The 23,421-nt window shown below is 73.4% G+C and carries 18 protein-coding genes; 7 read left to right on the top strand and 11 right to left on the bottom strand.

What is annotated here, in order from left to right; all coding sequences use genetic code 11:
- Nucleotides 1-2: 2 nt before the first annotated feature.
- The gene (locus ACIG47_RS18025) at nt 3-1,037 is read right to left on the bottom strand and encodes an acetylxylan esterase (protein WP_397432395.1); all 1,035 of its coding nucleotides are present in this window, start codon (nt 1,035-1,037) and stop codon (nt 3-5) included.
- Nucleotides 1,038-1,118: 81 nt separating this feature from the next.
- Here ACIG47_RS18025 and ACIG47_RS18030 point away from each other — a divergent pair, with 81 nt between their 5' ends.
- Nucleotides 1,119-1,910 (top strand): DeoR/GlpR family DNA-binding transcription regulator, encoded by a 792-nt coding sequence (locus ACIG47_RS18030; RefSeq protein ID WP_397432397.1) that lies wholly within the window; start codon nt 1,119-1,121, stop codon nt 1,908-1,910.
- A gap of 49 nt (nt 1,911-1,959) precedes the next feature.
- Here ACIG47_RS18030 and ACIG47_RS18035 read toward each other — a convergent pair whose 3' ends face one another.
- The 7 genes from ACIG47_RS18035 to ACIG47_RS18065 all read right to left on the bottom strand — a co-directional run bounded on the left by ACIG47_RS18035 (nt 1,960) and on the right by ACIG47_RS18065 (nt 11,955).
- Nucleotides 1,960-2,814, bottom strand: a complete 855-nt coding sequence (locus ACIG47_RS18035; protein ID WP_397432398.1) for a LacI family DNA-binding transcriptional regulator — start codon at nt 2,812-2,814, stop codon at nt 1,960-1,962.
- Nucleotides 2,815-2,903: 89 nt separating this feature from the next.
- Entirely contained in the window at nt 2,904-5,186 is a 2,283-nt protein-coding gene (locus ACIG47_RS18040) for an FAD-dependent oxidoreductase (RefSeq protein WP_397432399.1), read from the bottom strand.
- A gap of 78 nt (nt 5,187-5,264) precedes the next feature.
- Nucleotides 5,265-7,124, bottom strand: a complete 1,860-nt coding sequence (locus ACIG47_RS18045; RefSeq protein WP_397432400.1) for a BNR-4 repeat-containing protein — start codon at nt 7,122-7,124, stop codon at nt 5,265-5,267.
- A gap of 56 nt (nt 7,125-7,180) precedes the next feature.
- Nucleotides 7,181-8,497, bottom strand: a complete 1,317-nt coding sequence (locus tag ACIG47_RS18050; RefSeq protein WP_397432401.1) for an extracellular solute-binding protein — start codon at nt 8,495-8,497, stop codon at nt 7,181-7,183.
- 77 nt (nt 8,498-8,574) lie between these two features.
- Nucleotides 8,575-9,501 carry a carbohydrate ABC transporter permease gene (locus tag ACIG47_RS18055; RefSeq protein WP_397432402.1) on the bottom strand — a complete coding sequence of 309 codons (927 nt, stop codon included), beginning with the start codon at nt 9,499-9,501 and terminating at the stop codon, nt 8,575-8,577.
- Nucleotides 9,498-10,424, bottom strand: coding sequence for a carbohydrate ABC transporter permease (locus ACIG47_RS18060; protein WP_397432403.1), 927 nt, complete (start codon nt 10,422-10,424; stop codon nt 9,498-9,500). Before ACIG47_RS18060 ends, ACIG47_RS18055 begins: the two co-directional genes overlap by 4 nt.
- A 214-nt stretch (nt 10,425-10,638) precedes the next feature.
- Nucleotides 10,639-11,955 carry a cytochrome P450 gene (locus ACIG47_RS18065; RefSeq protein WP_397432405.1) on the bottom strand — a complete coding sequence of 439 codons (1,317 nt, stop codon included), beginning with the start codon at nt 11,953-11,955 and terminating at the stop codon, nt 10,639-10,641.
- Nucleotides 11,956-12,125: 170 nt separating this feature from the next.
- On the opposite strand from ACIG47_RS18065, the gene ACIG47_RS18070 reads away from it, so the two are divergent.
- Nucleotides 12,126-13,325 carry a sulfotransferase family protein gene (locus tag ACIG47_RS18070; protein ID WP_397432406.1) on the top strand — a complete coding sequence of 400 codons (1,200 nt, stop codon included), beginning with the start codon at nt 12,126-12,128 and terminating at the stop codon, nt 13,323-13,325.
- Between the two features lie 87 nt (nt 13,326-13,412).
- On the opposite strand, the gene serA is transcribed toward ACIG47_RS18070, so the two are convergent.
- Both serA and ACIG47_RS18080 read right to left on the bottom strand, forming a co-directional pair.
- Entirely contained in the window at nt 13,413-14,651 is a 1,239-nt protein-coding gene (serA, locus tag ACIG47_RS18075; RefSeq protein ID WP_397412834.1) for a phosphoglycerate dehydrogenase, read from the bottom strand.
- Between the two features lie 109 nt (nt 14,652-14,760).
- Nucleotides 14,761-17,043: a HelD family protein gene (locus ACIG47_RS18080; protein ID WP_397432408.1), complete on the bottom strand. Its 2,283-nt coding sequence runs from the start codon at nt 17,041-17,043 to the stop codon at nt 14,761-14,763.
- A 122-nt stretch (nt 17,044-17,165) separates the two neighbouring features.
- Between ACIG47_RS18080 and ACIG47_RS18085 the strand changes: the two genes are divergently transcribed.
- The 5 genes from ACIG47_RS18085 to ACIG47_RS18105 all read left to right on the top strand — a co-directional run bounded on the left by ACIG47_RS18085 (nt 17,166) and on the right by ACIG47_RS18105 (nt 22,335).
- Complete coding sequence (locus tag ACIG47_RS18085) at nt 17,166-18,548, top strand: PP2C family protein-serine/threonine phosphatase (protein ID WP_397412832.1); 1,383 nt, start codon at nt 17,166-17,168, stop codon at nt 18,546-18,548.
- Nucleotides 18,545-20,194, top strand: coding sequence for an ATP-binding protein (locus ACIG47_RS18090; protein WP_397432410.1), 1,650 nt, complete (start codon nt 18,545-18,547; stop codon nt 20,192-20,194). Before ACIG47_RS18085 ends, ACIG47_RS18090 begins: the two co-directional genes overlap by 4 nt.
- 96 nt (nt 20,195-20,290) lie before the next feature.
- On the top strand, nt 20,291-20,710 hold the full coding sequence (locus ACIG47_RS18095) for a response regulator (RefSeq protein ID WP_397413054.1): 420 nt from the start codon (nt 20,291-20,293) through the stop codon (nt 20,708-20,710).
- A gap of 135 nt (nt 20,711-20,845) precedes the next feature.
- Complete coding sequence (locus ACIG47_RS18100) at nt 20,846-21,775, top strand: proteasome assembly chaperone family protein (protein ID WP_397412830.1); 930 nt, start codon at nt 20,846-20,848, stop codon at nt 21,773-21,775.
- Nucleotides 21,776-22,131: 356 nt separating this feature from the next.
- Nucleotides 22,132-22,335: a cold-shock protein gene (locus ACIG47_RS18105; RefSeq protein WP_020016705.1), complete on the top strand. Its 204-nt coding sequence runs from the start codon at nt 22,132-22,134 to the stop codon at nt 22,333-22,335.
- Nucleotides 22,336-22,472: 137 nt separating this feature from the next.
- On the opposite strand, the gene ACIG47_RS18110 is transcribed toward ACIG47_RS18105, so the two are convergent.
- Nucleotides 22,473-23,399 carry a spermidine synthase gene (locus ACIG47_RS18110; protein ID WP_397432411.1) on the bottom strand — a complete coding sequence of 309 codons (927 nt, stop codon included), beginning with the start codon at nt 23,397-23,399 and terminating at the stop codon, nt 22,473-22,475.
- Nucleotides 23,400-23,421: the final 22 nt, after the last annotated feature.

Here is a 23,421-nt window from a genome sequence, read left to right on the forward strand (position 1 = left end):
GGTCAGGTCGGGAGGGTGCGGGCGATGTGGGCGCGGGTCGCGGCGAACGCCGCCGCCTGCTCCCGGGACTGGCCGGGGTACTCGGCATGGCCCGCCGTGTGGATCGCCAGCTCCAGGTTCGCCCCCGCGGCCCGGCCCACCCCGTTCGCCACCGCGAACTGTCCTGGCGGCGGCACGTGCGTGTCCCACGCCGCGCACTCGACGCGGGTGGGCACGCGCAGGTGCGTGGCGGCCACCGACGCGTCGTGGAACGCCAGCACCTCGCGTGCCTCCGGGTGGTCCGCGACGTGGTGGCGCACGGCCTCGCCGCTGCCCGTGCACGGCATCGTCAGGCGCAGGTCGTGCTGGCCGAACGTCGGCACCTCGAGCGTGGCGCCCACGAACCGGTCGTCCCACGGCACGGCCAGCGCCCCGATGCCGCCGCCGAAGCTCGTGCCGACGAAGTACAGCGGCAGGTTGCCCAAGGTCCCGTCTTGCCGGGCCAGCAGGTCCAGCAGGGCGGTCCCCGCGTGCCAGAGGTCCACGGCGGACCGCCCGACGGCGTACGTCTCCACCGCCTCGATGCCGTGCAGCACGTGCCGCGAGCTGGTGTCGGGCGCCCCGACACCGGCGTTCAGAGCACCGAGCCCGCGCGCGACCGGGAAGATGACGGCGGCGTCGTGCGGCACCCGTTCGAAGGTCGGGGCGTCCCGCCCGCCGTACCCGTGGCTGTGCACCACGCCCACGCGGGGCCGTGCGCCCACCGGCACCGCGACCCAGGCCCGCAGGCGCAGCCCGCCGTCGGCGGTGTAGATCACCACGGAGACGTCGTGCGTGGACCGGCGAGCCCCACCCGCCGCCTCGACCACCACGTCGGACGGCACCTCCCGCGCCCGGGCGTACCAGGACCGCCACAGCTCGGCGAACCCGTCCGGCTCGGCGGCGGGCACCACGGCGAGCAGCGCGTCGCGGTCGTACCCGTAGGTGCCGTCGAGGGGGCTGCCCGGGAACCACCGGTCGTAGGGGCTCGGCAGGGGCGGGGGTGCGGCAGGGGTCACGTCGGGTTTCCTTCGGCGGGTACGGCGGTGGCCGACGGCGCGGCTCGTGTCACACTGAGCCGGTCGTCGAAAGGGGTAGGTGTGCTGGTCGCTGAGCGCAGGGCGCGGATCGTCGACGAGGTGGCCCGCCGGGGCGCCGCGAGCATCGCGGAGCTCGCCGACGAGCTCGGCGTGAGCGCGATGACGGTCCGCCGCGACATCGAGGTGCTCGCGGACCACGGGAAGCTGGACCGGGTGCGGGGCGGTGCCACGGCGCGGCCGGACGAGACGGTGCGCCAGGACCGCGGGTTCGTGGCCCGCGTGCACCAGCAGGTCGCCCAGAAGCGGGCGATCGCGCGGCACGCGGCGGCCCTGGTGGAGCCGGGTATGGCGGTCGGCCTCTCCGGCGGCACGACGGCGTGGGTGCTCGCGCAGGAGCTCCGCGACGTCGCGGAGCTGACCGTGGTGACCAACTCGCTGCCGGTCGCCGAGGTGTTCCGGCGTCCTGACCGGTCCGACGAGCCGTACACGCAGTCCGTGGTGCTGACCGGCGGCGTCCGGACGCCGTCCGACTCCCTGGTGGGCCCGGTGGCCGTGCGGTCGCTGGAGCACCTGCACCTGGACATCGCGTTCCTCGGCGCGCACGGCATCGACCTGCACGCCGGCCTGACCACGCCGAACCTCCTGGAGGCCGAGACCGACCGCGCGCTGCTCGCGGCGGGTGGCGCCGCCGTCGTGCTGGCCGACCACTCCAAGTGGGGCGTCGTGGGGCTGACCACCGTGGTGGACCTGCGCGACGTGCGCCACCTCGTGGTCGACGACGGGCTGGACGAGGCGGCCCGCGCGACGCTCGCCGAGCAGGTGGGCGAGCTCCAGGTCGTGCCGGTGGACTGAGCCCGGGCGTGCCCGGGAGGCCGGCCGTGCGGCACGGCCCGCCGGGGCCTCACCGGGCCGTGCTGGCCCGGGGCACCACCCGCGCCCCGACCACCACGTGCTCCACGGGCAGGTTGCCGCCGGGCGGGGTGGCGATCTGCCGTTCGAGCTCGCTCAGCGCGCGCTCGACCAGCGCCTCCTTGTCGGGGGCGACCGACGTCAGGGCGGGCACCGTGAACCGCGCGCCGCGCACGTCGTCGATGCCGACCACGGCCACGTCGCCGGGCACCGACCGCCCGCCGGCCTCCAGCGCGACCAGCGCGCCGAAGGCAACGGAGTCGTTCGCGCAGACCAGGCCGTCGAACGCGACCCCCCGGCGCAGCAGGTCGGCGACCGCCCGCAGGCCCTCGTCCGGCGTGAACGCGTCGAGCTGCGCCACCAGGTCCGGGTCCTGCGCCAGCCCCAGGGCTGCGACGGCGTCCCGGTAGCCCGTGTACCGCCGGTCGGCGGCGTCGGACGGGCGCGCGTCCCGGGTGCCCACGTACGCGACCCGGGCGCAGCCGACCTGGGCCAGGTGCTCGGCCGCGGCGTAGGACGCCGCGCGGTTGTCGATGGTGACGTGCGTGAACGGGCTGACCAGGATGTGCTCGCCCAGCAGCACGAGGGGGCCGGGCGTGGCGCGGCGGGTCAGGTCGGCCACCGACAGCGCGCGGGGGATGTGGATCAGCCCATCCGTCGCGGGCAGGCCGATGCCGTTGGCGACGTTGACCTCGCGCTCGTGGTCGCCGGCGGTCTGCTGGATGAGCACCGACAGGCCACGCTGGTCCGCGCGCCGCACCAGCAGCGCCGTCAGCTCGGCGAAGTACGGCTCCTCCAGGTCCGGCACGGCGAGCGCCACGATCCCGGTGCGCTCTTTCCTGTGCACGACCGACAGCGTAGTGGTGCCCGCCCGGCGGCGGGGGACCGGCGACACCGCGGGCGCGGCGCGCAGGGTCCTGTCGTTCCCGGTCGGCATCACCGCTCCTGGACCCGGAACGCGACCACGCGGGCCTGCTCGGCACCGTTGGTGGCGCCGACCACGAGGCGGGCGGAGCGGACGGCGCCGAGGTCGTCCGGCAGGGGGTGCACGCGCAGCCGCTGCCGGTTGCCGGTCACGGCCGCGACGGTGACCCAGTCCGGCCCGTCGTGCGGCAGCACCTCGACGCGGTAGTCCTTCACCAGCGTGGGCAGGATCTCGTGGGGGGTGCGGTGGTGGTGCAGCGTGTTGAGCTCGACGTCGAGGTCGTCGTCGAGCACGACCCGCACCTCGCCCGGGGTCACGGGCTCGTCCCAGTCCAGGCGCAGCCACTCCTCGCGGCCGGGGGACAGGGGCGCCGAGGCCCACATGTTCGGCCCGCCGTGGTTGCGGTGGTAGCCCGACGTCGCCCGCTCGGGCGCGAGCGCGTGCGTCTCGGGGGCGGTCCGGAAGACGACGGACCGGCCGCGCAGCGGCTTGGTGGGCCACTGCACGAGCAGCTCGTCGGTGCTGATCTGCACGTTCTGGTCGTCGCTGTCGACGCGGTGCACCAGGGTGAGCACCCCGGGCGGCAGGGTGGCCGTGGTGTGCACGGCCAGGTCGGGGTTGGCGCGGAGCACCACCACGGCGTTCTGCGGCACCTCCGGGGCGAACGGCACGTGGGCCGTGACCCAGCGGTGGTCACCGGCGGGCACGACGACGTCGGTCGCCGACTCCAGGTGCGCGGGCACCACGTTCTGCTTCTTGCCGGTGGAGTACACCTCCACCCGGAGCGTCGTGTCGTTCCGGGCCGAGACGAGCAGGTCCACGCTGTCCAGGCGCGGGTGCACGGGCAGCGCGATGCCCAGGTCGACGTCGAGGTCGTGCACGTCGAAGTCGTCGTACGGGTCGCCCGTCGTGGCGGCCACCGGGGCGGCGACGGTCGTGGTGGTGCTCGACGCCGTCACGCGGGCGCGCCGGGCCAGGTCCCGCTCGTCGGCGTTCGCGACGCCGACCAGGGGAGCGTCCCAGGCCAGCAGCGTCTGGCGCAGCTCGTCCAGGTGGTCGGTGTACACGCCGCGCGGCGTGGTGCCGTGCTCGACGCACAGGGCCGCCGCGGTGCCCGCGGCCTGGCCCATGGCGCCGCAGGTGGCCATGACGCGCGCGGCGCCGAACGCGATGTGCGTGGCCGAGACGTCACGGCCCGCGAACAGCATGTTCTCCACGTTCACGGAGTACAGGGACCGGTAGGGGATCTCGAAGACGCCGTCGGAGAAGCGCTGCAGGGCCCCGGCACCCGTGGCGTACATGCCCTGTGCGGGGTGCAGGTCGATGGACCAGCCGCCGAACGCGACGCCGTCGGCGAACTCGGTCTGGCCCACGATGTCGCCCTGGTGCAGCGTGTAGTCACCCACGAACCGGCGGTACTCGCGCTTGCCGGGCACGTTGCCGATCCACTCGAGGGTCAGGTTGTCGGCGTCGAACTTCCCGGAGTTCTTGATGTGGTCCCAGATGCCGAGGATGACGCCGCGCAGCTCGTCGCGGATCCGCTCGTTGTCGTCGACCGTGTCGAGCTCGCCGCCCCACTCGATCCACCAGTAGTGCGCGCCGGAGTCGCCGCTGCGGATGATGCGGTGCTCGGGGATGGGGGTGCCCGAGATGTCGATGGCGCTCTCCGGCGCCACGTACTTCACCGGGTGCCCCAGGTCCTTGGTGTAGAACAGCAGCGTCGAGCCGAGGAACTCGCGCACCGCCTCCGGCGGCGCCCACTCCTCGCCGAACTCGGCATGGCTCTCCTTGCCGAGCCGGTACCGGGCCCCGGCGAGGTGGCCCACGAGCCCGTCGCCGGTGCAGTCCAGGAAGACCGGCGCGGTGAACGTCGTCAGGATCTCCGACGCCATGGTCCAGCCGGTCACCGACTCGATACGCCGGGCGTCGTCGGGCCCGGTGGCGCGCACCTCGCGGACGTCGGTGTTCAGGAACAGCCGGATGTTCTGCTCGCGACGCACGGTGTCCAGCACGACGTCGTCCCAGTAGACCGGGTTCCCCTCGGGGTTGCGGTACTGGTTCTCCACGTACATCTCGCCGATGATCCCGGTCTCCCGGGCCCATCGCTGGTTGCCGTGCGCGGTCGCCCCGCACACCCACACCCGCACCTCGGACGACGAGTTGCCGCCGAGCACCGGCCGGTTGTTGATCAGCACGACCTGCCGGCCCGTCCGGGCGGCCGCGACGGCGGCACAGACGCCGGCGAGGCCCCCTCCGACGACGACGATGTCGGCTTCTACCGTCTGGGTGCGCATGTTCTCCTTGTTTCCTCAGTGCTGGTCAAGAGTGCTGGTGGGTGTGCGGGGCGGGGTGGGGCAGGCGTGGGGCAGGGACTAGCCGTCGACGGCCAGGGCCTCGACCTCGTAGACCCGCGCGACGTCGGTGGCCGACGCCGACGGGTCGGTGACCAGCAGCCGCACCTGGTCGGCCGTGGCGGCGGGGAAGGTGAGGGTGACGGTGCCCTGCGTGCTGCCGCTGACCTGGCCCACCGGGACCCAGCCGTCGGCCGTGTGCAGCTCGACGGAGAAGGCGCGCAGCACGTCGGCCGTGCCGGTGGCCTTGCTGTAGCCGCTGCGCACGCGGACCGTGTCGACGGCCGTGGGCGTGCCCCAGTCGGCGGTCAGCACCGGCTGGGTGTCCTCCAGGGCGGAGATCCAGCGGCTGGCGTCCGTGCAGGAGCCGTCCACCGCGAGCTCGCCGCCGGTGTCGGCGCGCAGCGTCGAGGACACGGTCACGTCCGCGCCCCGGGCCACGTTGACCCGGGTGGCCTCCCCGCGCAGGTCCGCCACGACGTCGGCGGCGGTGCCGCCCTCGGGCGTGCCGGCCGTGCGGGGCAGCGCGGCGTGGAACAGCAGCCCGGCGCTGGGGACCGTCAGGTACATCGCGTCCGTGCCGGTCGGCCCGGTGACGGCGCTCAGCCGCTGGGCACCCGTCTGCGGCTCGCCGACCGTACCGAACCGCCAGGTGCTCTCGCCCCGCACCTGCTCGGCGCGCACGACGGCGCTGCGCTGGCCCGTCACGCAGGAGGTGGTCTCCACCACCGCGTACACCCGCGTGGTGGCGCCCGCCGACGTCGTCTCGATGGCCGCCGACGTCTCGACGCCCGGCCCGAGCCCGGCCAGGTCGAGCACGGTCTCGCGCTGCCAGGCGGCGCCGTCCCAGCGGGCGTACCGGACGTCGTAGCCGTCGAACGCGGTGACGCCCTCGGTGCGGAACCGGTAGGCGATGCCGTCCAGCTCGTCACCGTGCACGGCGAGCTTCGCGGTCTGCAGGGCCGGCCAGTACGAGCCGATGTCCTCGCCCGCGGTGTACGGCTGGTAGATCACGGCGCCCGGCGTCGACGGCGTGATCGGGGTGGCGAGAGCGGCGCCCGTGACGTCGCGGAACGAGCCGTCGGCCGGGTCGTACACGGCGTACGAGCCCAGGTGCCGTGACGGGTCGGCGGGCCAGGGCCCCCACTCCCACAGCACGTGCACGCGGCCGTCCGTGCCCACCTTGAGGTCGTCCGGGTAGAACGAGTGGCTCTGCGCGTCGGCGACCACCGCGACGCGCGACCACGTTCCGGCCGAGGTGTCGAAGCGGTACAGGTTGCCCGTCCGGGCCTGCCGCTGGTCCGCACCCGCCCGGGCCATGACGTAGACGTCGCCGTCCGCGCCGCGGGCGGTCACCGGGTAGGTGATGGCGAGGTCCTGGTCCGGCATCTGCGCCGAGACGTCCACCAGCGAGGTGACGTCGCCCGGCGTCGTGGTGCGGAAGTAGTTCCACTGCTCGTGGTGCATGGAGACGAACGCGTGCACGTGTCCGTCGCCGTCCACCACGATCGAGGGCTGGTTGTGGCCGTTGTCGTCCGCGAACGTGGCGCAGCTGCCGTCGGCCGTCCGCAGGCAGCCGTCGGTCCAGTCGCCGTCCGCACCGCGCGCGGCCACGTGCACCTCGTGCGTGGCGGCCGTGGGACCGGGCGCGTTGTAGGCGACGTAGGTGACGCCGCCGACCACGTCGAGCGGCTTCCACCAGCCCGCCTGGTTGGACGAGTCGACGGTGAAGGGCAGCTGGTCGACCTGCGCCGCGTGCCGGGCCGCGGCCGCCGGGACGGGCGCGGCGGCGGCCGGCACGGGCAGGGCGGCGCCGAGGGTCACGGCCGCCGCGAGGGCGGCCGTGACGGCACGGGGACCGGGGTGGTGCTGTCGTCGCATGGTTCCTCCTTGAACCGTGGGGGTGACTGCGGGAACGAACACGTGTCGCGGCGCCGTCAGCCGACGAGCTTCTGAGCGGCCTCGCCGGCCTTCGCCATCGCGGCCTTCGGCTCCGCGCTGCCCACCAGCACCGCCTGGACCTGCTCGGCGATGACCGTCTCGATCTGGGCGTACTGCGGGTAGACCCAGAACGGGTTGGTGGTGGCGGTGGCGGTGATCCGCTCGGCGAACTGCGCGCCGAACGCGTCGTCCGCCACCTCCGGCAGCGCCAGCGCCGACTCGGTGGCCGGCGGCAGACCGCGCGCCGCGAAGTACTGCTTCGCGACCTCGACGTCCGACGTCATCCACTTCGCGAAGTCGGCTGCGGTCTCCGCGCCGTCCCCCTGGACGACGGCGACGGCGCCGCCCCAGACCAGCGCGCGCGGGGTGTCGCCCGCGGCGAGCACGGGACGCGACCAGGCCGTGAGCTTGTCCGCGAGCTTCTTGTCGGGCGACTCGGTGACCACTGCGTCCCGGCCGACGATCGCGTCGTCGTAGATCGCGGCGCGGCCCTGGGCGAACAGCGACCGCGCGTCGAACCGGTCGACGTCGGGCGCGATGAGGCCCTGGTCGTAGAGCGACTTGTACCAGGTGACGGCCTCGACGCTCGCGTCGTCGCCGATCGTCACCGTGTCGCCGTCCAGCAGCGGGCTGCCGAACGTCTCCATCCAGATCAGCACGTCCTTGAGCTGTGCCGCCTTCGTGGACGCCGCGTAGGGGACCACGCCGCCGCCGAGCTTCTTGAGGTCCTTGAGCGCGGCCTCGAACTCGTCGATCGTCGCGGGCACGTCGCCGATCCCGGCCTGCTCCAGCAGGCCCGAGTTGGCGATGAGACCGATCGCGCCGATGTTCCACGGCAGCCCGTACTGCACGCCGTCGAACCGCGACGCCGTGAGCCCCGCCTGCGTGTAGTCGGCGCCCTGGGCGAGCGGGCCCAGGTCCTGCAGCTTGCCGAGCGCGGCCAGCGAGCCGAGCCACGCGACGTCCACGTGCACGGCGCCGGTCACCTGGCCGCCCTTGACCTGGAGCGTGAGCTGGCTGATGTACTCGTTGTACGGGTAGGAGACCTCGCGGACCGTGACGTCGTTCGTCTCGGAGTACTGGCCCAGCAGCTCGCGGATCGCCGGGGCGGCCGTCTCCTCGGTCAGCGACCAGGAGGCGAAGCTGAAGTCGGTCTTCGCCCCGGCGGCCGCGGTGCTCGCGGCCTGGGGCGCGGCGGGGCCGGCCTCGGGCACGCAGGCGGCCAGCGTGAGCGTACCGGCGCCGAGGCCGAGCAGCTGCAGCAGGCGGCGGCGGGACAGGGTGGTGGTGTCGAGGGCGGGGTGAGCGGGCATGGGAATCCTCCACGATGAGGGGTCGGGCATACGGGGACTACGGGCCGGGACTCCGGCGGTGGTGCCGCCGGGCGCCGTCAGCCCTTGACTGCGCCGGCGGTGAGGCCGCCGACCAGGTACTTCTGCAGGGCGATGAAGGCGATGGCCACCGGCAGCGAGACCACCAGGGACGCGGCCATGAGCTCGGGCCAGGCGGTGGACGCCTCGCCCACGAACGTGTTCACGAGGCCCGGCGGCAGGGTCTGCTTCTCGGGGCCGGCGAGCGTGAGGGCGAAGATGAAGTCGTTCCAGCCGCGCACGAAGGCGAACAGCCCGGCGGCGATGAGGCCCGGGGCCGACAGCGGCAGCACGATCGAGTGGATGATCCGCAGCCGCGAGGCGCCGTCGACGCGTGCGGCCTCGACGAGCTCGTCGGGGATGGTGTCGAAGAACCCCTTGAGCATCCACACGCACAGCGGCAGCGTGAACGTGGTGAAGCTCAGCACCAGGGCGGTGTAGGTGTTGAGCAGGCCGTACGCGCTGAACAGCGAGTAGAGCGTCACCAGCAGCAGCGCCTGGGGGAACATCTGCGAGGCGAGCACGAAGTACATGAGCGACCGGCGCCCGCGGTAGCGGAGCTTGGAGAACGAGTAGCCCATGTACGCCGAGACCAGCACCGAGAGCACGGCGGTGAGCACCGACACCAGCAGGCTGTTGCGCAGGTAGACGAACAGCTGCTCGTTGCCGGCCAGCGCGGCGAAGGCGTCGAGCGTCGGCGCCGCGGGGAACAGCCGGGGCGGGTAGGCGAAGACCTGGTCGCGCGGGGTGAGCGCGGTGGCGAGCAGCCAGTACACCGGCAGCAGGGCGAACCCGCCGAAGACCACCACGGTGGACCACGCGGCGATGCGCACGCCGCGCCGCTCGGAACGCAGGGGGCTGCGCCGCACCGGGCGGGGCGGGGGCGTGGTGGCGTCCTGGCCGGCCGGCGCAGGGGCGGGGGTGCGGGTCGGCGTCAGCGCGCTCACTTCGCCTCTCCCTTCTCCGAGAAGCGGATGTACACGACGACGAGGCCCATCAGCAGGACCATCCAGAGCAGCCCGAGCGCGCCGGCGTGCCCGAGGTCGAACCCGTGGAAGGCGGTCTCGTAGACGGCGGTCGCGAACGTCTGCGTGGCGCCGGCGGGCCCGCCGCCGGTGAGCACGTAGATGATGTCGAAGTGCTGGAAGTTCCAGATGAGCTCCAGCAGCAGCACCAGGCCGACGATGCCCTTGACCTGGGGCAGCGTGATCGAGAAGAAGCGGCGCACGGTGCCGGCGCCGTCCATCTCCGCGGCCTCGTGCAGCTCGCGCGGCACCGTCTGCAGGCCGGCCAGCAGCATGACCATCATCCAGGGGAAGGACTGCCAGGTCTTGGCCACCACCACGGCCGTCATCGCGGTACCGGGCTGGGCGAGCCAGGGCACGGCGCCGTCGATGAGGCCGACCGCCTCCAGGAGCGCGTTCAGCACGCCGTAGTTGGCGTTGAAGATCCACATCCACAGGAACGACACGACGACGCCGGGCACCAGCCAGGGGATGAGCATGAGGCCGCGCAGCACCTTGGCGCCGCGGATGCGGGTGTTCAGGGCCAGCGCCAGCGCGAAGCCGATGACGAACGGGAAGACCGTCGTGCCGACCGTGAAGACCAGGGTCTGCCACAGCAGGCGCGGGAAGTCGCCGGTCAGGACGTCGACGATGTTCGCCAGGCCGACGAACGTGCGGCCGGGGACGACCAGGCTCTGCTCGAAGAACGCCGTCACCAGTGCCGCGACGAGCGGGTACAGCACCACGCCGAGCAGCAGGGCGCCGCCGGGCAGGAGCAGGAGCAGGGCGAACTGGCCGTCGCTGAGCCGCCGTGGTGGCGAATGTGAAGTAGTGTGCTGAAGAGTTTCAAACTGTGAAGCTGACATCGCTGATGTTCCTCGTCGTCGAGGGCGGACTGCCGGGTGCGAGCGCAACAATGGCTGACTCTGTGCGGTTCTGTCAATCGGCGCGCCAGATCTCACCGAGGTGCGAGCCGCGAAAGATCACAACTAATAACAGAAGTGATCACAGAATGGTGGCGCGGAACAACCCGGCAGTCGGCGCTCAGCCGGCAGATGTCCTGGTCAGCGTGGTGCGGCGTCAGCGACCGAGCGGGGAGCCCACCGGGTCGTCGTCCTCGGCGTCGGCGCCCCAGCTCCCGTACGGGGGCTGCTGCCGCGGGGAGGGGAACGTCACGGGCAGGCGCGCCGGGAAGCGCATCCACGGGCTGGTGGCCCACTCGACCCGGTCGGGGTCGCCGACCAGCGTCAGCTGCAGGCGCTGCAGCAGCTCGGCCACCGCGATGCGGGCGACGACCCGGCCCAGGCGCGGGGCGGGGCAGCGGTGCGCACCCGCACCGAACGACAGGTAGGCCCGGTTGCCCACGGTCTCCCACGGGTCGTCGGACTGCACCAGCGGGTCGTGGTTGGCCGCGTGCACGGCCACGACCACCGGGTCGCCGCGCTCGATGAGCTTGCCGTCGACCACCACGTCGCGCACCGCGAACCGGGGCATGAGGTTCGGGTTGGTCGTCGAGCGCCACAGCACCTCGTCGAGGGCGTCGTCGATGTGCAGCCGGCCTCCCGAGACCCGGTGGGAGAAGCGCGGGTCGCTCAGGATCAGCACCAGGGTCTGTGCCACCCAGGCCATGAGCGACTCCGTCGCCGCCGCCGTGATGGCCGTCAGCGTCTGCGCGCGCTCGAGGTCGTTCTCGAAGTTCTCGTGCACCGACAGCACGCCGGCGATGTCCCGCGTGCCGCGCTCGCGGCTGTACGCGATGTGCCCCGTGACGATCTCGCGCAGCTCGTCGGTCAGCGCGCGGGCATCGGCTCCGGCCTCGAAGATCGCCCGGGTGATCTCCTGCAGCCGCTGCGCCTGACCCGGTTCCAGGCCGTCCAGCTCGGACAGCACCAGGAACGGGACGACGGCGGCGTACTCGGCCACCAGGTCGGCGCGGCCGCGGTCCTCGAACCGGTCGATGAGCATGCCGCACAGCCGGCGGGTGATGGCGCCGGCCCGGGCCTCGTCGACCTGCTCCAGCGCGTCGTCCACGGGTGGGCGCAGCCGGGCGTGCTTGGCGCCGTCGGCGTCCGCGAGGGTGGGCTTCGGCGCCTGGGCGAGCACCAGGTGCAGGCCCGACCCCGGCCCGAGCAGGCCCTTGCCGTGACCGTTCCAGATCGACGGGTCCTTGATGAAGGTGTGGTCGTCGCGCAGCATCCCGACCGCCGCCGCGTGCCCCAGCACCAGCCAGCCCGGCACGCCGGGCTCCAGGTCGATCGGGGCGATCGATCCCCAGCGCTCACGGAGCTGCTCGTACACCGCGTTCGCGTCGGGCGACGACGTCGTCGCCACGAGCGGGGTGCGTTCGGCGACGTCGCTCAGCCGCACGGGCCGCGGTACCGATGATGCTGGGGTCACGGTTCTCCTCTCGGCGGCGGCCGCGCCCGGCGCATGTGACGCCGGGTACGAGCCTCCGCTCGGGATGCTAACGGACGATCGCTCCGCGGTGACCGACGGCCCAGGTCACGATCCGGAATGACCCTCCTGGCAGCTTGTCGGCACCGGGCGGTATGGGCAGGATGAGCGCCATGCCCCAGGCCACACCCCTGCTCAGACTGCTCAACCTGCTGCTCACCCCCGGGATGCGCACCCGCAAGGACCCCGACGCCGTCTTCGACGGCATCCTGGCCGAGGTGCAGCGCGGACGCGTCCCGCTGACCGAGGCCGACCTCGCGGCCGTCGACGGCCTGCGCCTGCTGCTGGCCGACCACGCGGCCAACCCCGACCTCAGCGGCCTCGGCTGGATGAGCACCCAGGACCAGATCCGGGACCGGCTCCGCAACCGTGCGGTGGTCCGCGACGCCCAGGCGCAGCGCCCCGAGGTGCTCCAGGAGCCGGTGACGGCGCCCGTGTTCGTCGTGGGCCTGCCACGCACCGGCACCACGCTCACGTACAACCTGATCGCCCGGCACCCCGGCAACCGGGGTCCGAAGCTGTGGGAGATGACCAACCTGGGCCTCCCGCTGCCCGAGGCCGAGCGCGCGAAGGTGATCGAGAAGACCCGCAAGCGGTTCGCGACCGTCGGCAAGGTCAGTCCCGCCTGGGCGCACCTGCACCCCCTGGTCGCCGAGAGCGAGGAGGAGGACTTCATGCTGCGCGCGCACACCGAGATGTACGCGACGTGGGGTCCCGCGCCCCGGTACCTGGAGTGGGTGGCGCAGGCCGACCTCACCGAGGACTACCGGTTCCTGCGGGACGCCCTGCAGGTCATCGCCGCCGGCGAGGCGCCGGACCGGTGGGTGCTCAAGCACCCGATGAACCTGTGGCGCATGCCCGAGATCCTCCGGGCCTTCCCGGACGCGCGGTTCGTGTGGACCCACCGTGCGCCCGGTGCGGCCGTCGCCTCCGGCTGCTCGATGGCCGAGGCGACCCACACGATGTACGTCAAGCCCGGCCGCATCGACCTGGAGCGCATCGGCCAGGAGTGGCTGGACATCTCCGCCGGCGGCGTGGAACGGGCGCTGGCGCTGCGCGAGCAGCTCCCGGCGGACGCGGTGATCGACGTCGTGTACGACGACCTGGTGGCCCGGCCCGAGGCCGTGCTGCGCGGGGTGTTCGACCGGCTGGACCTGACGTGGACGCCGGCCGACGCCGCCAACCTCGCTGCCGCGACCGACCGGACGGGCCACCGCCCGCACGCGTACACGCTGGACCGCTACGGCCTGACCGAGTCGCAGGTAGCCGAGGCGTTCGCGGCGTACGACATCCCGACCGCGTCTCGCTCCTGAACCTCGTCGAGTGCGGGATGTTCGCCCTTCTTCGTGTGCCAGAAGGGCGAACATCCCGCACTCGACGGGCAGGCAGGGCGGGTTGGATCAGCGGGCCGCCGGGCCCGGCGGGAACTCCGGCCGGTCGAACGCGTCGCGGATGCGCAGGCGGATCGTCGTGTCCAGGGCCTGGAGCTTCTTGGAGGCGCCGCGCTCGGTCACGTCCGAGATGTCGGTGACCACGTAGCCGATGTCGCCGCGCGTGGCGAGCATCTGGCCCTCGATGTTCGCGCCGTGGTCGGCGAAGATCTGGTTCACCGTGGCCAGCACGCCCGGCACGTTGCGGTGCAGCAGCTTGATGCGGCCCACGCCCGTGTGCTCGAGCTGGAGGTTGGGCAGGTTGACGCTGAGCATCGTCGAGCCGGTGGTCACGTAGTCGCTGAGCTTCTTGGCGACGAACTGCCCGATCGCCTCCTGCGCTTCCTCGGTGGAGCCGCCCACGTGCGGCGTGAGGATCACGTTCGGCAGCCCGCGCAGCACCGACTCGAACGAGTCGCCGCGCTTCTTGGGCTCGGTCGGGAAGACGTCCACCGCGGCGCCGGACAGGTGCCCGGAGGTGATGTGCTCGGCCAGCGAGTCGACGTCCACCACGAACCCGCGGCACAGGTTGAGGAAGATCGCGCCCTGCTTCATGCGCGCGAACTGCTTGGCACCGAACAGCCCCGCGTTGCCGGACCGCCCGTCCACGTGCAGCGTCACGACGTCGGCGGCCTCCAGGAGCTCGTCGAGCGTCTCGGCGCGGCGCGCGTTGCCGAGCGCCAGCTTCTCCGCGGTGTCGTAGAAGATCACCGACATGCCGAGGTTCTCGGCGAGCACGGAGAGCTGCGAGCCGATGTTGCCGTAGCCGACGATGCCCAGGGTACGGCCGCGCACCTCGTGCGAACCCTCGGCGGACTTGTCCCAGACGCCGTCGTGCAGCGCGCGGTCGCGCTCCGTCATGCGGCGCGTCAGCGAGATGATCTCGGCGATCGCCAGCTCCACCACCGACCGGGTGTTGGAGAACGGCGCGTTGAACACGGCGACGCCGCGGTTGGCGGCCGCCGTGAGGTTGATCTGGTTGGTGCCGATGCTGAAGGCGCCCACACCGACGAGGTCGGTCGCCTCCGTCAGCACCCGCGCGGTCACCTCGGTCTTGGACCGGATGCCGAGGAGCTGGACGCCGTCGAGCGCGGAGATCAGCTCGTCCTCGTCCAGGGCTCCCTTGCGGTAGTCGACCTCGTAACCGGCCGACTCGAGGATCGGCACGGAGGTCGGGTGGACGTTCTCGAGGAGGAGGGCTCGCTGCACGGACCCATGGTGCGCCAGGGGGGCCGGATGCACCAAGCGGACCCCGCCGACGTCCCGCCTGCTGGGACGAGGACGGGGCGGCGGGCGGGCGGGCGCCCACCCGCCGCCGTCAGAACCCCTCGGGCAGCGCCCGGGCGTGCACCACGACCAGGCGCTGGGTGGGCCGCGTCATCGCCACGTAGAGGTCGCTCGTCCCGCCCGGGCCCTCCGCGATCGCCGCGGGCTCCACCAGCACCACGGCGTCGAACTCCAGGCCCTTCGTCTCGCGCGGCGTCAGCACCGTGACCTGGGCGTCCTCCGGCCGCTGCGCGGCCAGCCGAGCCGCCTCCTGCGCGCCGACGACGGCGGGCAGCGCCTCGGCCAGCGCCCCCGCCAGCCGTGCCACGCCGTCCGACGGCACGACGACGGCGACGCGGCCGGCGTCGGGCCCCACGAACTCCTTGGCGAGGCGGACGGCCTCGGCGACCACCGCGTCGTCGTCCGGCAGCGCGCCGGGGCCCGCGGGCGTGCGCACGGTCGTGAGCGAACCCTCCACGTCGCGCGCCGCGCGCAGGTCGGAGACGGGCAGGCTCGCGGCGCGCGCCACCCGCTGTGCGGTGTCGGCGACGGTCGCCGGCGTGCGGTAGGACACGGTGAGCTCGGCCAGCCGCCACCCGTCGCGCAGCAGCGGCGTGAGCATGCGGTCCCAGCTCCGCGCGCCCGCGGCGGACGAGGTCTGCGCCACGTCGCCCACGACGGTCATCGACCGGGTCGGCACCCGGCGCACCAGCGCGCGCCAGGCCATGGGGGAGAGCTCCTGGGCCTCGTCGACCACCACGTGCCCGTACGTCCAGCTGCGGTCGGCGGCGGCGCGCTCGGCCGTCGTGAGCGACGGCCCGCCCGCCGCGAACCGGGCCGCGAGCGTCTCGGCGTCCACCAGGCCCGCGTAGTCCCCGAGCATGGACCGGGTGGCGTCCAGGGACTGCTGCGCGTACCGGCGGGCCTGCTCGTCGGCGGCGTCCCGCGCGCGGGCCTCCGCCCGCGCCACGGAGTCGTCCTCGCCCAGCAGCTCGTACGCCTCGTCGAGGATCGGCACGTCGGACTCGGTCCACGGAGCGCCCGGCTCGCGCAGCAGCAGGCGCCGCTCGCGGGCGGTCAGCTCGGGCGCGGCCTCGGCCAGCCGGTGCGGCTTGGCGTACAGGTCGGTGACGAGCTTCTCCGGCGAGATCGGCAGCCAGGCGATGTTCAGCGCCACGCGGACGGCGCGGTCCGAGCGCAGGTCCTCCAGCACGGCCGCCCGGTCCTCGCCGGCGATCGGGTCGCCCGAGAAGTCGCGGTACTGGTCGGCCAGGCGCTCCAGCATGTCGCGCACGAACGTGGCGCGCGCCAGGTTGTGCGGCTTGTGCGTGCGGCGCGCCTTGGCGATGGCGTCGCTGACGTCGCGGGGCCGGATCACGAAGTCGTGCCCCTCGACCCGGACGGCGACCTCCTGCTGCGGCACGCGCTCGCGGGCGCGCACCGCCCGCCGGATCACCTTGCGCCACAGGAGCAGGCCCTTGAGCCGGGCCACCTGCCCCTCGTCGACGGCGGTCGCCCGGATGCCGGGGATCAGGTCGCCGATCGTCGTGGACACCACGCCGGTCTCGCCCAGCGACGGCAGCACCTGGTCGATGTAGCGCAGGAACGCGCTGGACGGGCCCACCACCAGCACGCCCGACCGCTCCAGCAGGCGCCGGTGGGCGTACAGGAGGTAGGCGGCGCGGTGCAGCGCCACCGCCGTCTTGCCGGTGCCCGGCCCGCCCTGCACCACCAGGGCGCCGGTCAGGTCGGACCGGATGATGCGGTCCTGCTCCGCCTGGATGGTCGCGACGATGTCCGTCATGCGGCCCGTGCGGCCCTGGGCCATGGCCGCCAGCAGGGCGCCCTCGCCGGACAGCGCGTCGGCGTCGATCTCGGCGTCGAGGTCCAGCACCTCGTCCTCCAGGCCCGTCACCGACCGGCCCTTGGTCACCAGGTGCCGTCGCCGGCGCACGTCGCCCGGGTGCAGCGCGGTGGCCCGGTAGAACGCCTCCGCGGCCGGCGCGCGCCAGTCGGTCAGCATCGAGCGGTGCTCGGCGTCGGTCAGGCCGATGCGCCCCACGTACCGGGTCACCGTGCCGTCCTCGGACCCCTCCACGAGGTCGAGGCGCCCGAACACCAGGCGGTCCTCGACGGCGTCGAGCTGGGCCGCGCGGTCCTCGTAGAGCGTGGCGAAGGCGTCGCGCTCGCTGCGGTTCTGGTGCGTGCCGACCGCACCGGCCAGCCGGACGTCCCGCAGACGGTCGGCGGTGGTGCCGCGCAGGGTGTCCAGCCGGGCGTACATCGTGTCGACGACCTCTTGCTCGTGGGCGAGCTCGCCCGCGATTCCCGTCACGCCCTACCTCCGTGCCTCACCAGCGAAAATGCGTCGGTCGCGATCAACCGGCCAACCATTATCGCGCACCGCTCGGCGGCCCGCGCTGACACGGCGTCATCTCGCTGGATAGGATCGCCGCCATGGCACTGGGCGGGGTGGGATCTGCGGGGCCCACGAGGGGCTCCGCCTCCCCGGCGCGCCTGTCCCGGATCGACGGCCCCATCTCCGTCCTCCTGGTGGAGGACGACGACGCGGACGCGTTCCTCGTGGCCGAGCTGCTGGCCGACGCCGACGTCGAGGCCGACCTGCGCGCGGACCTGCACCGCGCCCGCTCGATCGACGAGGCCCTGAACATCCTGTCCATGGTCGCGGTGGACTGCCTGCTGCTCGACCTGGGCCTGCCCGACGGCGACGGGCTGGATGCCCTCCGCCGCGTCATCGAGGGCATCGAGGTGCTGCCGGAGCAGCCGGCCGTCGTGGTGCTGACGGGCAACACCGCGCACGACCTGGGCGCGGCGGCGGTCGCCAACGGCGCCGACGACTACCTGGTCAAGGCCGACGTCGACGGCGACGCGCTGGCCCGCTGCCTGCGGTACGCGACGCTGCGGCGCCGGTCGGCCGCGCAGCAGATCGCACTGTTCCGCAGCGAGGTGCGCGCGGCGGAGACCACGCGGCTGGAGCGCGCGCTGCTGCCCAAGGAGCTGGTCACCGACGAGCGGGTCTCCGTCATGGTGGGCTACCTGCCCGGCGGCAACGGCCTGCTCGGGGGCGACTTCTTCGACACCGTCGAGCGCCCGGACGGCACGCTCGTGACGGTGATCGGCGACGTCGCCGGCCACGGCCCGGACGAGGCGGCGCTCGGCGCCGCGATGCGGACCGCGTGGCGCACCCTCGTGCTCGCGGACACCGCGCCCCCCGACGTGCTGCCGCTGCTGGAGCGGGTGCTGCTGGCGGAGCGCGGCCGGCCCGAGGTGTTCGTGACCATCTGCCAGATGGTGATCTCGCCGGACCGCCGGCGCATGGACGTCTACCTCGCCGGGCACCCGCCGCCCCTGCTCGTGGTGCCCCGGGTGGCCGACGGCGCGGCCGTGCTCGTCTCCCACCGGTGCGAGGAGCTGCCGGCGGCCCAGCGCGGCCGCGCCCTGGGCATCCCCGTGGACGGCGGCTGGGTGCCGCACACCGTCGAGCTGCCCGAGGTGTGGACGGCGGTGCTGTACACGGACGGCCTCGTCGAGGCGGCGGTCGGTGCCGACCCGAAGGGCACCCCGGTGCTGCCGCCCAGCGCGCAGGGGCGGATGCCGCGCCTGGGGGCGCACGGGCTGCGCTCCGTCGTGGAGCGGGAGATGGACAAGGGCACGGACGAGGTCGTGACCCGCGTGCTGCGCCGGGTGCGCGAGCTGCACGGCGGCCCGCTCGTCGACGACGCGGCGCTGCTCTTCGTCGGCTGGGCCGGCGCGGGCGCCACGGAGCCCGGCGAGCGCACCTCGACGCTCGCCGACTCGGTGGAGTGGTCGCGCGCATGACCCTGGTGCCCGACGAACACCGGTTCACCGGTGTGTCCATGCGCCGCCGGCTCGCCCGGCTCCTGGGGGCGGTGGCGGCCATGCTCATGATCGCGCTCGCGGTGGCCGTGCTCGCCCTGGTCCAGTCCCGCGGCCTGGACGCCCGCGCGGACGGCCCCTACTACCGGGCCCTGGTCGACGGCGAGCGCGCGTCGCTCGCGCTGGCGGACGCCGATGCGTCGCTGCGCGCCTACCGGGCCACCTGCGACGACGCCGCGCTCGAACCGTGGACCCGGGCGGTCGGCGCGAGCGGCCGCATCATGCTCCTGGCCGACGTCGAGCGGCGCGAGCTGGCGGGCGACGCCGAGGTGATCCGCGCCTACGAGGAGGCCGCGCGCCGTACGGACCAGTGGTTCACGCAGTACGCCGAGCCGGTGGTCGCGGCCGTCGCCGCGGCGCCGGCCGGGCAGGTGGACTGCCGGATGGAGCTGATCGGCACGGCGCCGCCGTCGGCCGAGGGTGAGGCGCTCTACGAGAGCGCCCGGACCGCCCTCGTCCACTACCTGGCCGAGCTGGGCGCGCAGCGCGACGAGATCGTGGCCACCCGGGCGGTCTGGGAGCACCTGCTGCTGGGCGCGGTGGCGACCCTCGTGCTCGTCGTGGTGCTCATGGGCACGATGATGTGGCTCGCCCTGGAGGGCTGGGTGATCCGGCCCCTGACGGAGCTGACCGCGGCCGTGCGCGTGGTGAGCAGCGGCGGGATCCGGCGGGAGATCCGGCCCGCCGGCACGGGCGAGGTGGCCCTGCTCGCCATGCACGTGGAGACCATGCGCCGCGACCTGGTGCACCAGGTGGAGGAGATCCGGCTCTCGCACCAGGAGGTCGAGAACGCGCACACCCTGCTCAGCGAGAAGACGCGCGAGCTGGAGCGGTCCAACCGCGACCTGGAGCAGTTCGCGTACGTGGCCTCGCACGACCTGCAGGAGCCGCTGCGCAAGGTGGCGAGCTTCACGCAGCTCCTGCAGAAGCGGTACGGCGGCGCGCTCGACGAGCGCGCCGACCAGTACATCGAGTTCGCCGTCGACGGCGCCAAGCGCATGCAGGGGCTCATCAAGGACCTGCTGAGCTTCTCCCGGGTGGGCCGCACCGGCGTGCCGCGCGAGGACGTGGACCTGGAGGGCGTGCTGGTGGCCGCGCTGGCCGAGCTCTCCGACCGGATCGCGGAGACGGGTGCCGAGATCGACCACGACCCGATGCCGGAGGTGCACGGCGAGCGGGCCCTGCTCCAGCAGCTCTTCGTGAACCTGGTCGGCAACTCGCTGAAGTTCCGCGACCCGCAGCGCCCGCCCGTCGTGCGGATCGAGGTGCGCAGCATGCGCGCGCACTGGGAGATCTCGGTGGTGGACAACGGCATCGGCATCGACGCGCAGCACGCGGAGAAGGTGTTCGTGATCTTCCAGCGGCTGCACTCGCGCGAGCAGTACGCGGGCAGCGGCATCGGCCTGTCGCTCGTGAAGCGGATCGTGGAGTACCACAAGGGCCGCATCTGGATCGAGCCGGCGGCCGGCGGCGGCACCATCGTGCGGTTCACGCTGGCCCGCCGGCAGGGCCAGCCCGGCCCAGGGCGCCTTTCGACCGAACGCGCGCAGTCGACTACGCTCGGCTGAGACGGCCTGATCAGGGCCGACGGCGGGCCGCGACGACGGTGCCCGGCGCTGCCGAGACAGAAGAAGACAGGTACGTGCGTGAGCGGCAACAAGGTGATGGAGATCCTCCTCGTGGAGGATGATCCGGGCGACGTCCTCATGACCCGGGAAGCGTTCGAGGACCACCGCGTCCCGAACAACGTCTCGGTGGTCGGCGACGGCGTGAGCGCGCTCGAGTTCCTCCGCAAGCAGGGACCGTACGCCCAGGCCCCGACGCCGGACCTGGTGCTGCTCGACCTCAACCTGCCGAAGATGGACGGCATGGAGGTGCTCGCGGTCGCGAAGGGCGACCCGATGCTGCGGCACATCCCCGTGGTGGTGCTGACCACGTCGGACGCGCAGGAGGACGTGGTGGGCTCGTACTCGCTGCACGCCAACGCGTACGTGACCAAGCCCGTCGACTTCGAGCAGTTCATCGCCGCGGTCCGGCAGATCGACGACTTCTTCGTCTCCGTCGTGCGGCTGCCCGGCCGATAAGGTTCCCCGCGACGCCGAGGGCGTAACGGGAAGAGAGCGGACGCTCCCGGCGTTGGACGTAGACGGGCACCTGGTCGTACCTGAACCGGCCGTACCTGGTGCCCGCCGAACACTCCGACGAGCGAGGGAGCGCACGTGCTTGACCCCCAGGGCATCTACGACGTCGACGAGGCAGCGGTCGGGCGCACGCTGGGTCGCAGCGTGCCCGGCAGCACCGACGGGCCAGTCCTCCTGCACGCCGTCCGCGGGTTCGTGGACGCGGGCAGCGCGGGCGACATCGCCGTCGAGCACCTCATCGACGAGTTCCGTGTCGAGCGCCTGGTGACGTTCGACGTCGACCAGCTGCTCGACTACCGCTCCAAGCGAGCGACCATGATCTTCGACTCCGACCGCTGGGCGGACTACCAGGCGCCCTACCTGGCGATCGACCACCTGACCGACGCGGAGGGCACGGGCTTCCTGCTGCTGCACGGCGCGGAGCCCGACCTGCAGTGGGAGCGCGTCGTCGCGGCGGTGATCCAGCTCGTCGAGCGGTTCGGCGTGAGCCTCGTGGTGGGCATCCAGGGCATCCCCATGGGGCTGCCGCACACCCGCCCGCTGTCGCTGACCGCGCACGCCACGCGCCCCGCGCTGGTGGCCGACTACACGTCGTGGTTCGGCAGCGTGAAGGTGCCGGGCTCGCTGGCCGCGCTGCTGGAGTACCGGCTGGGCGAGGCCGGCCGCGACGCGCTGGGCTTCACGGTCCACGTGCCGCACTACCTCGCGCAGTCGCAGTACCCGCCGGCGACTGTGGTCGCGCTCCAGCACACGGAGCGGGCCACAGGCCTGGACCTGGCGATCCCGGCGCTGGAGGAAGCCGCGACCGACGCGAAGATCGAGGTCGAGAAGCAGGTCGCCGAGTCGGCCGAGGTCGCGGCCGTGGTCAAGGCGCTGGAGGAGCAGTACGACGCGTTCGCCCGGTCGGTGGGCCGTCCGAGCCTGCTCGCCGAGACGACGCCCATCCCCAGCGCGGACGAGCTGGGGGCGGAGTTCGAGCGATTCCTCGCTCAGCAGAACGGCGACTGAGCCGGAGGCGCAGCGCAGGGTGCGGGCCGAGGGACGAGGCACGCGCCCGGAGCGGAACCGCAGGCTCAGGCGCCAGAGAGTAGGGACTGAGCCGCAGCGCAACCGCAGGCCGAGCCGCCGGAAGCGGGAGCTGAGCCCGCGGGACCGGGCGCGTGGGGCGGACCGGTGTGTCATAGCTGCGGCAGAAATGTGCGTGTTCCGTGGCACATTTGAGTGGTCCGTGCCACACTGGCGCACGTTGCAGTGACGTACCAAGGCCACGTCCGCCGTGTCGTGAGCAAGTCGGGAAAGCATTGCGGCGCGGGGGCGGGCAACGGGCCCGCCGTCGGATCCCGGACGGAAGGTCGAAGGACAGCATGGCGCAGGGTTCTGTGAAGTGGTTCAACGCGGAGAAGGGGTACGGGTTCATCGCCCAGGACGGCGGCGGCGCCGACGTCTTCGTGCACTACTCCGCGATCCAGTCCAACGGTTACCGGTCGCTCGAGGAGGCCCAGCGGGTCGAGTTCGAGATCACGCAGGGCCCCAAGGGTCCGCAGGCGGAAGCTGTCGTTCCGCTCTGAGGTAGCTGACGAGAAGGGCCGTGCTCCGCGTGGGGCACGGCCCTTCTTCACGTCCGGGCTGCACGTCCGGCCGACCGCCCGATGGCGGCTGTTCGGCTGGCGCGCCCGTGCGGGCCGTCCGTGTGCGTACCGGCCGCTCAGCCGGTGGCAGGCGTGTCCAGGGGAGCCGCGGTGCCCGCGAAGGCGGCGGCGTCCTCGCCCGCCAGGAGGGTCGCCGGGACGGCCAGGGAGCGCAGCGCGCGCGCCAGCCGGGGGTCGTGCAGGTCCGGGGTGGCCGGGCCGTCCTGCGAGTCGTCGCGGGCGGTGTCCTCGGGTATCGCGCGGACGGCCGCGAGGACCAGGTTGCCGTACCGGCGGCCCTTGAGGATCGCGGGCTCGGCGACGGCGGCGAGCCGGCCCTGCGCCGCGGCACCGGGGCCGAAGGCCGCGGCGAGGCTCGCCACCTCGCGCCGGGCGGTGGTCAGCGGCGGCCGGTCCGCGCAGTTGAGGAGCAGCATCCCGCCCGGCCGGAGCACGCGGTGCGCCTGCGCGGCGAAGCCCGTGCCCACGAGGTGCGCGGGTGTGCGGTCGCCCGCGAAGACGTCCCGGACCACCACGTCGTAGGACGCGTCGTGCGCCGAGGCGAGGGCGACCCCGGCGTCCTCGGCGCGCAGCCGCAGCAGGGGCGAGCGGGGCAGCGCGAACCACTCGCGGACGAGCTCCAGGAGGCGGGCGTCGAGGTCGACGCCGAGCTGGCGGGAACCAGGTCGCTCGTGCTCCACGTGCCGGGCGAAGGCGCTCCCGGCCGCCCCGAGGTGCAGCACGCGGAGCGGTCCGGGCGGCAGGAGCGCCACGAAGGCGGCCATCTGCTGCATGTACTCGAAGTCGAGAAAACCGGGGTCGGCGAGGTCGAGGCTGGAGCTCGGCACGCCGTTGACGTGCAGCGTCACGCGCTGAGGGAAGTCCGGGTCGCGCACCACCTCGGCCGTGCCGGTGCTGATCGGCACCTCCCCGTCGGGCAGCTCGCCGGGGAGTGTCAGTGGTGCGGAGGAGGATGGGCGGCGTCGGGTGGAGCGGCGGGCCATGAGGACAGTGTCTCCCGGGTCG

Origin of the sequence: Promicromonospora sp. NPDC052451, from assembly GCF_044547525.1 — a bacterium.
Taxonomy (GTDB): domain Bacteria; phylum Actinomycetota; class Actinomycetes; order Actinomycetales; family Cellulomonadaceae; genus Promicromonospora.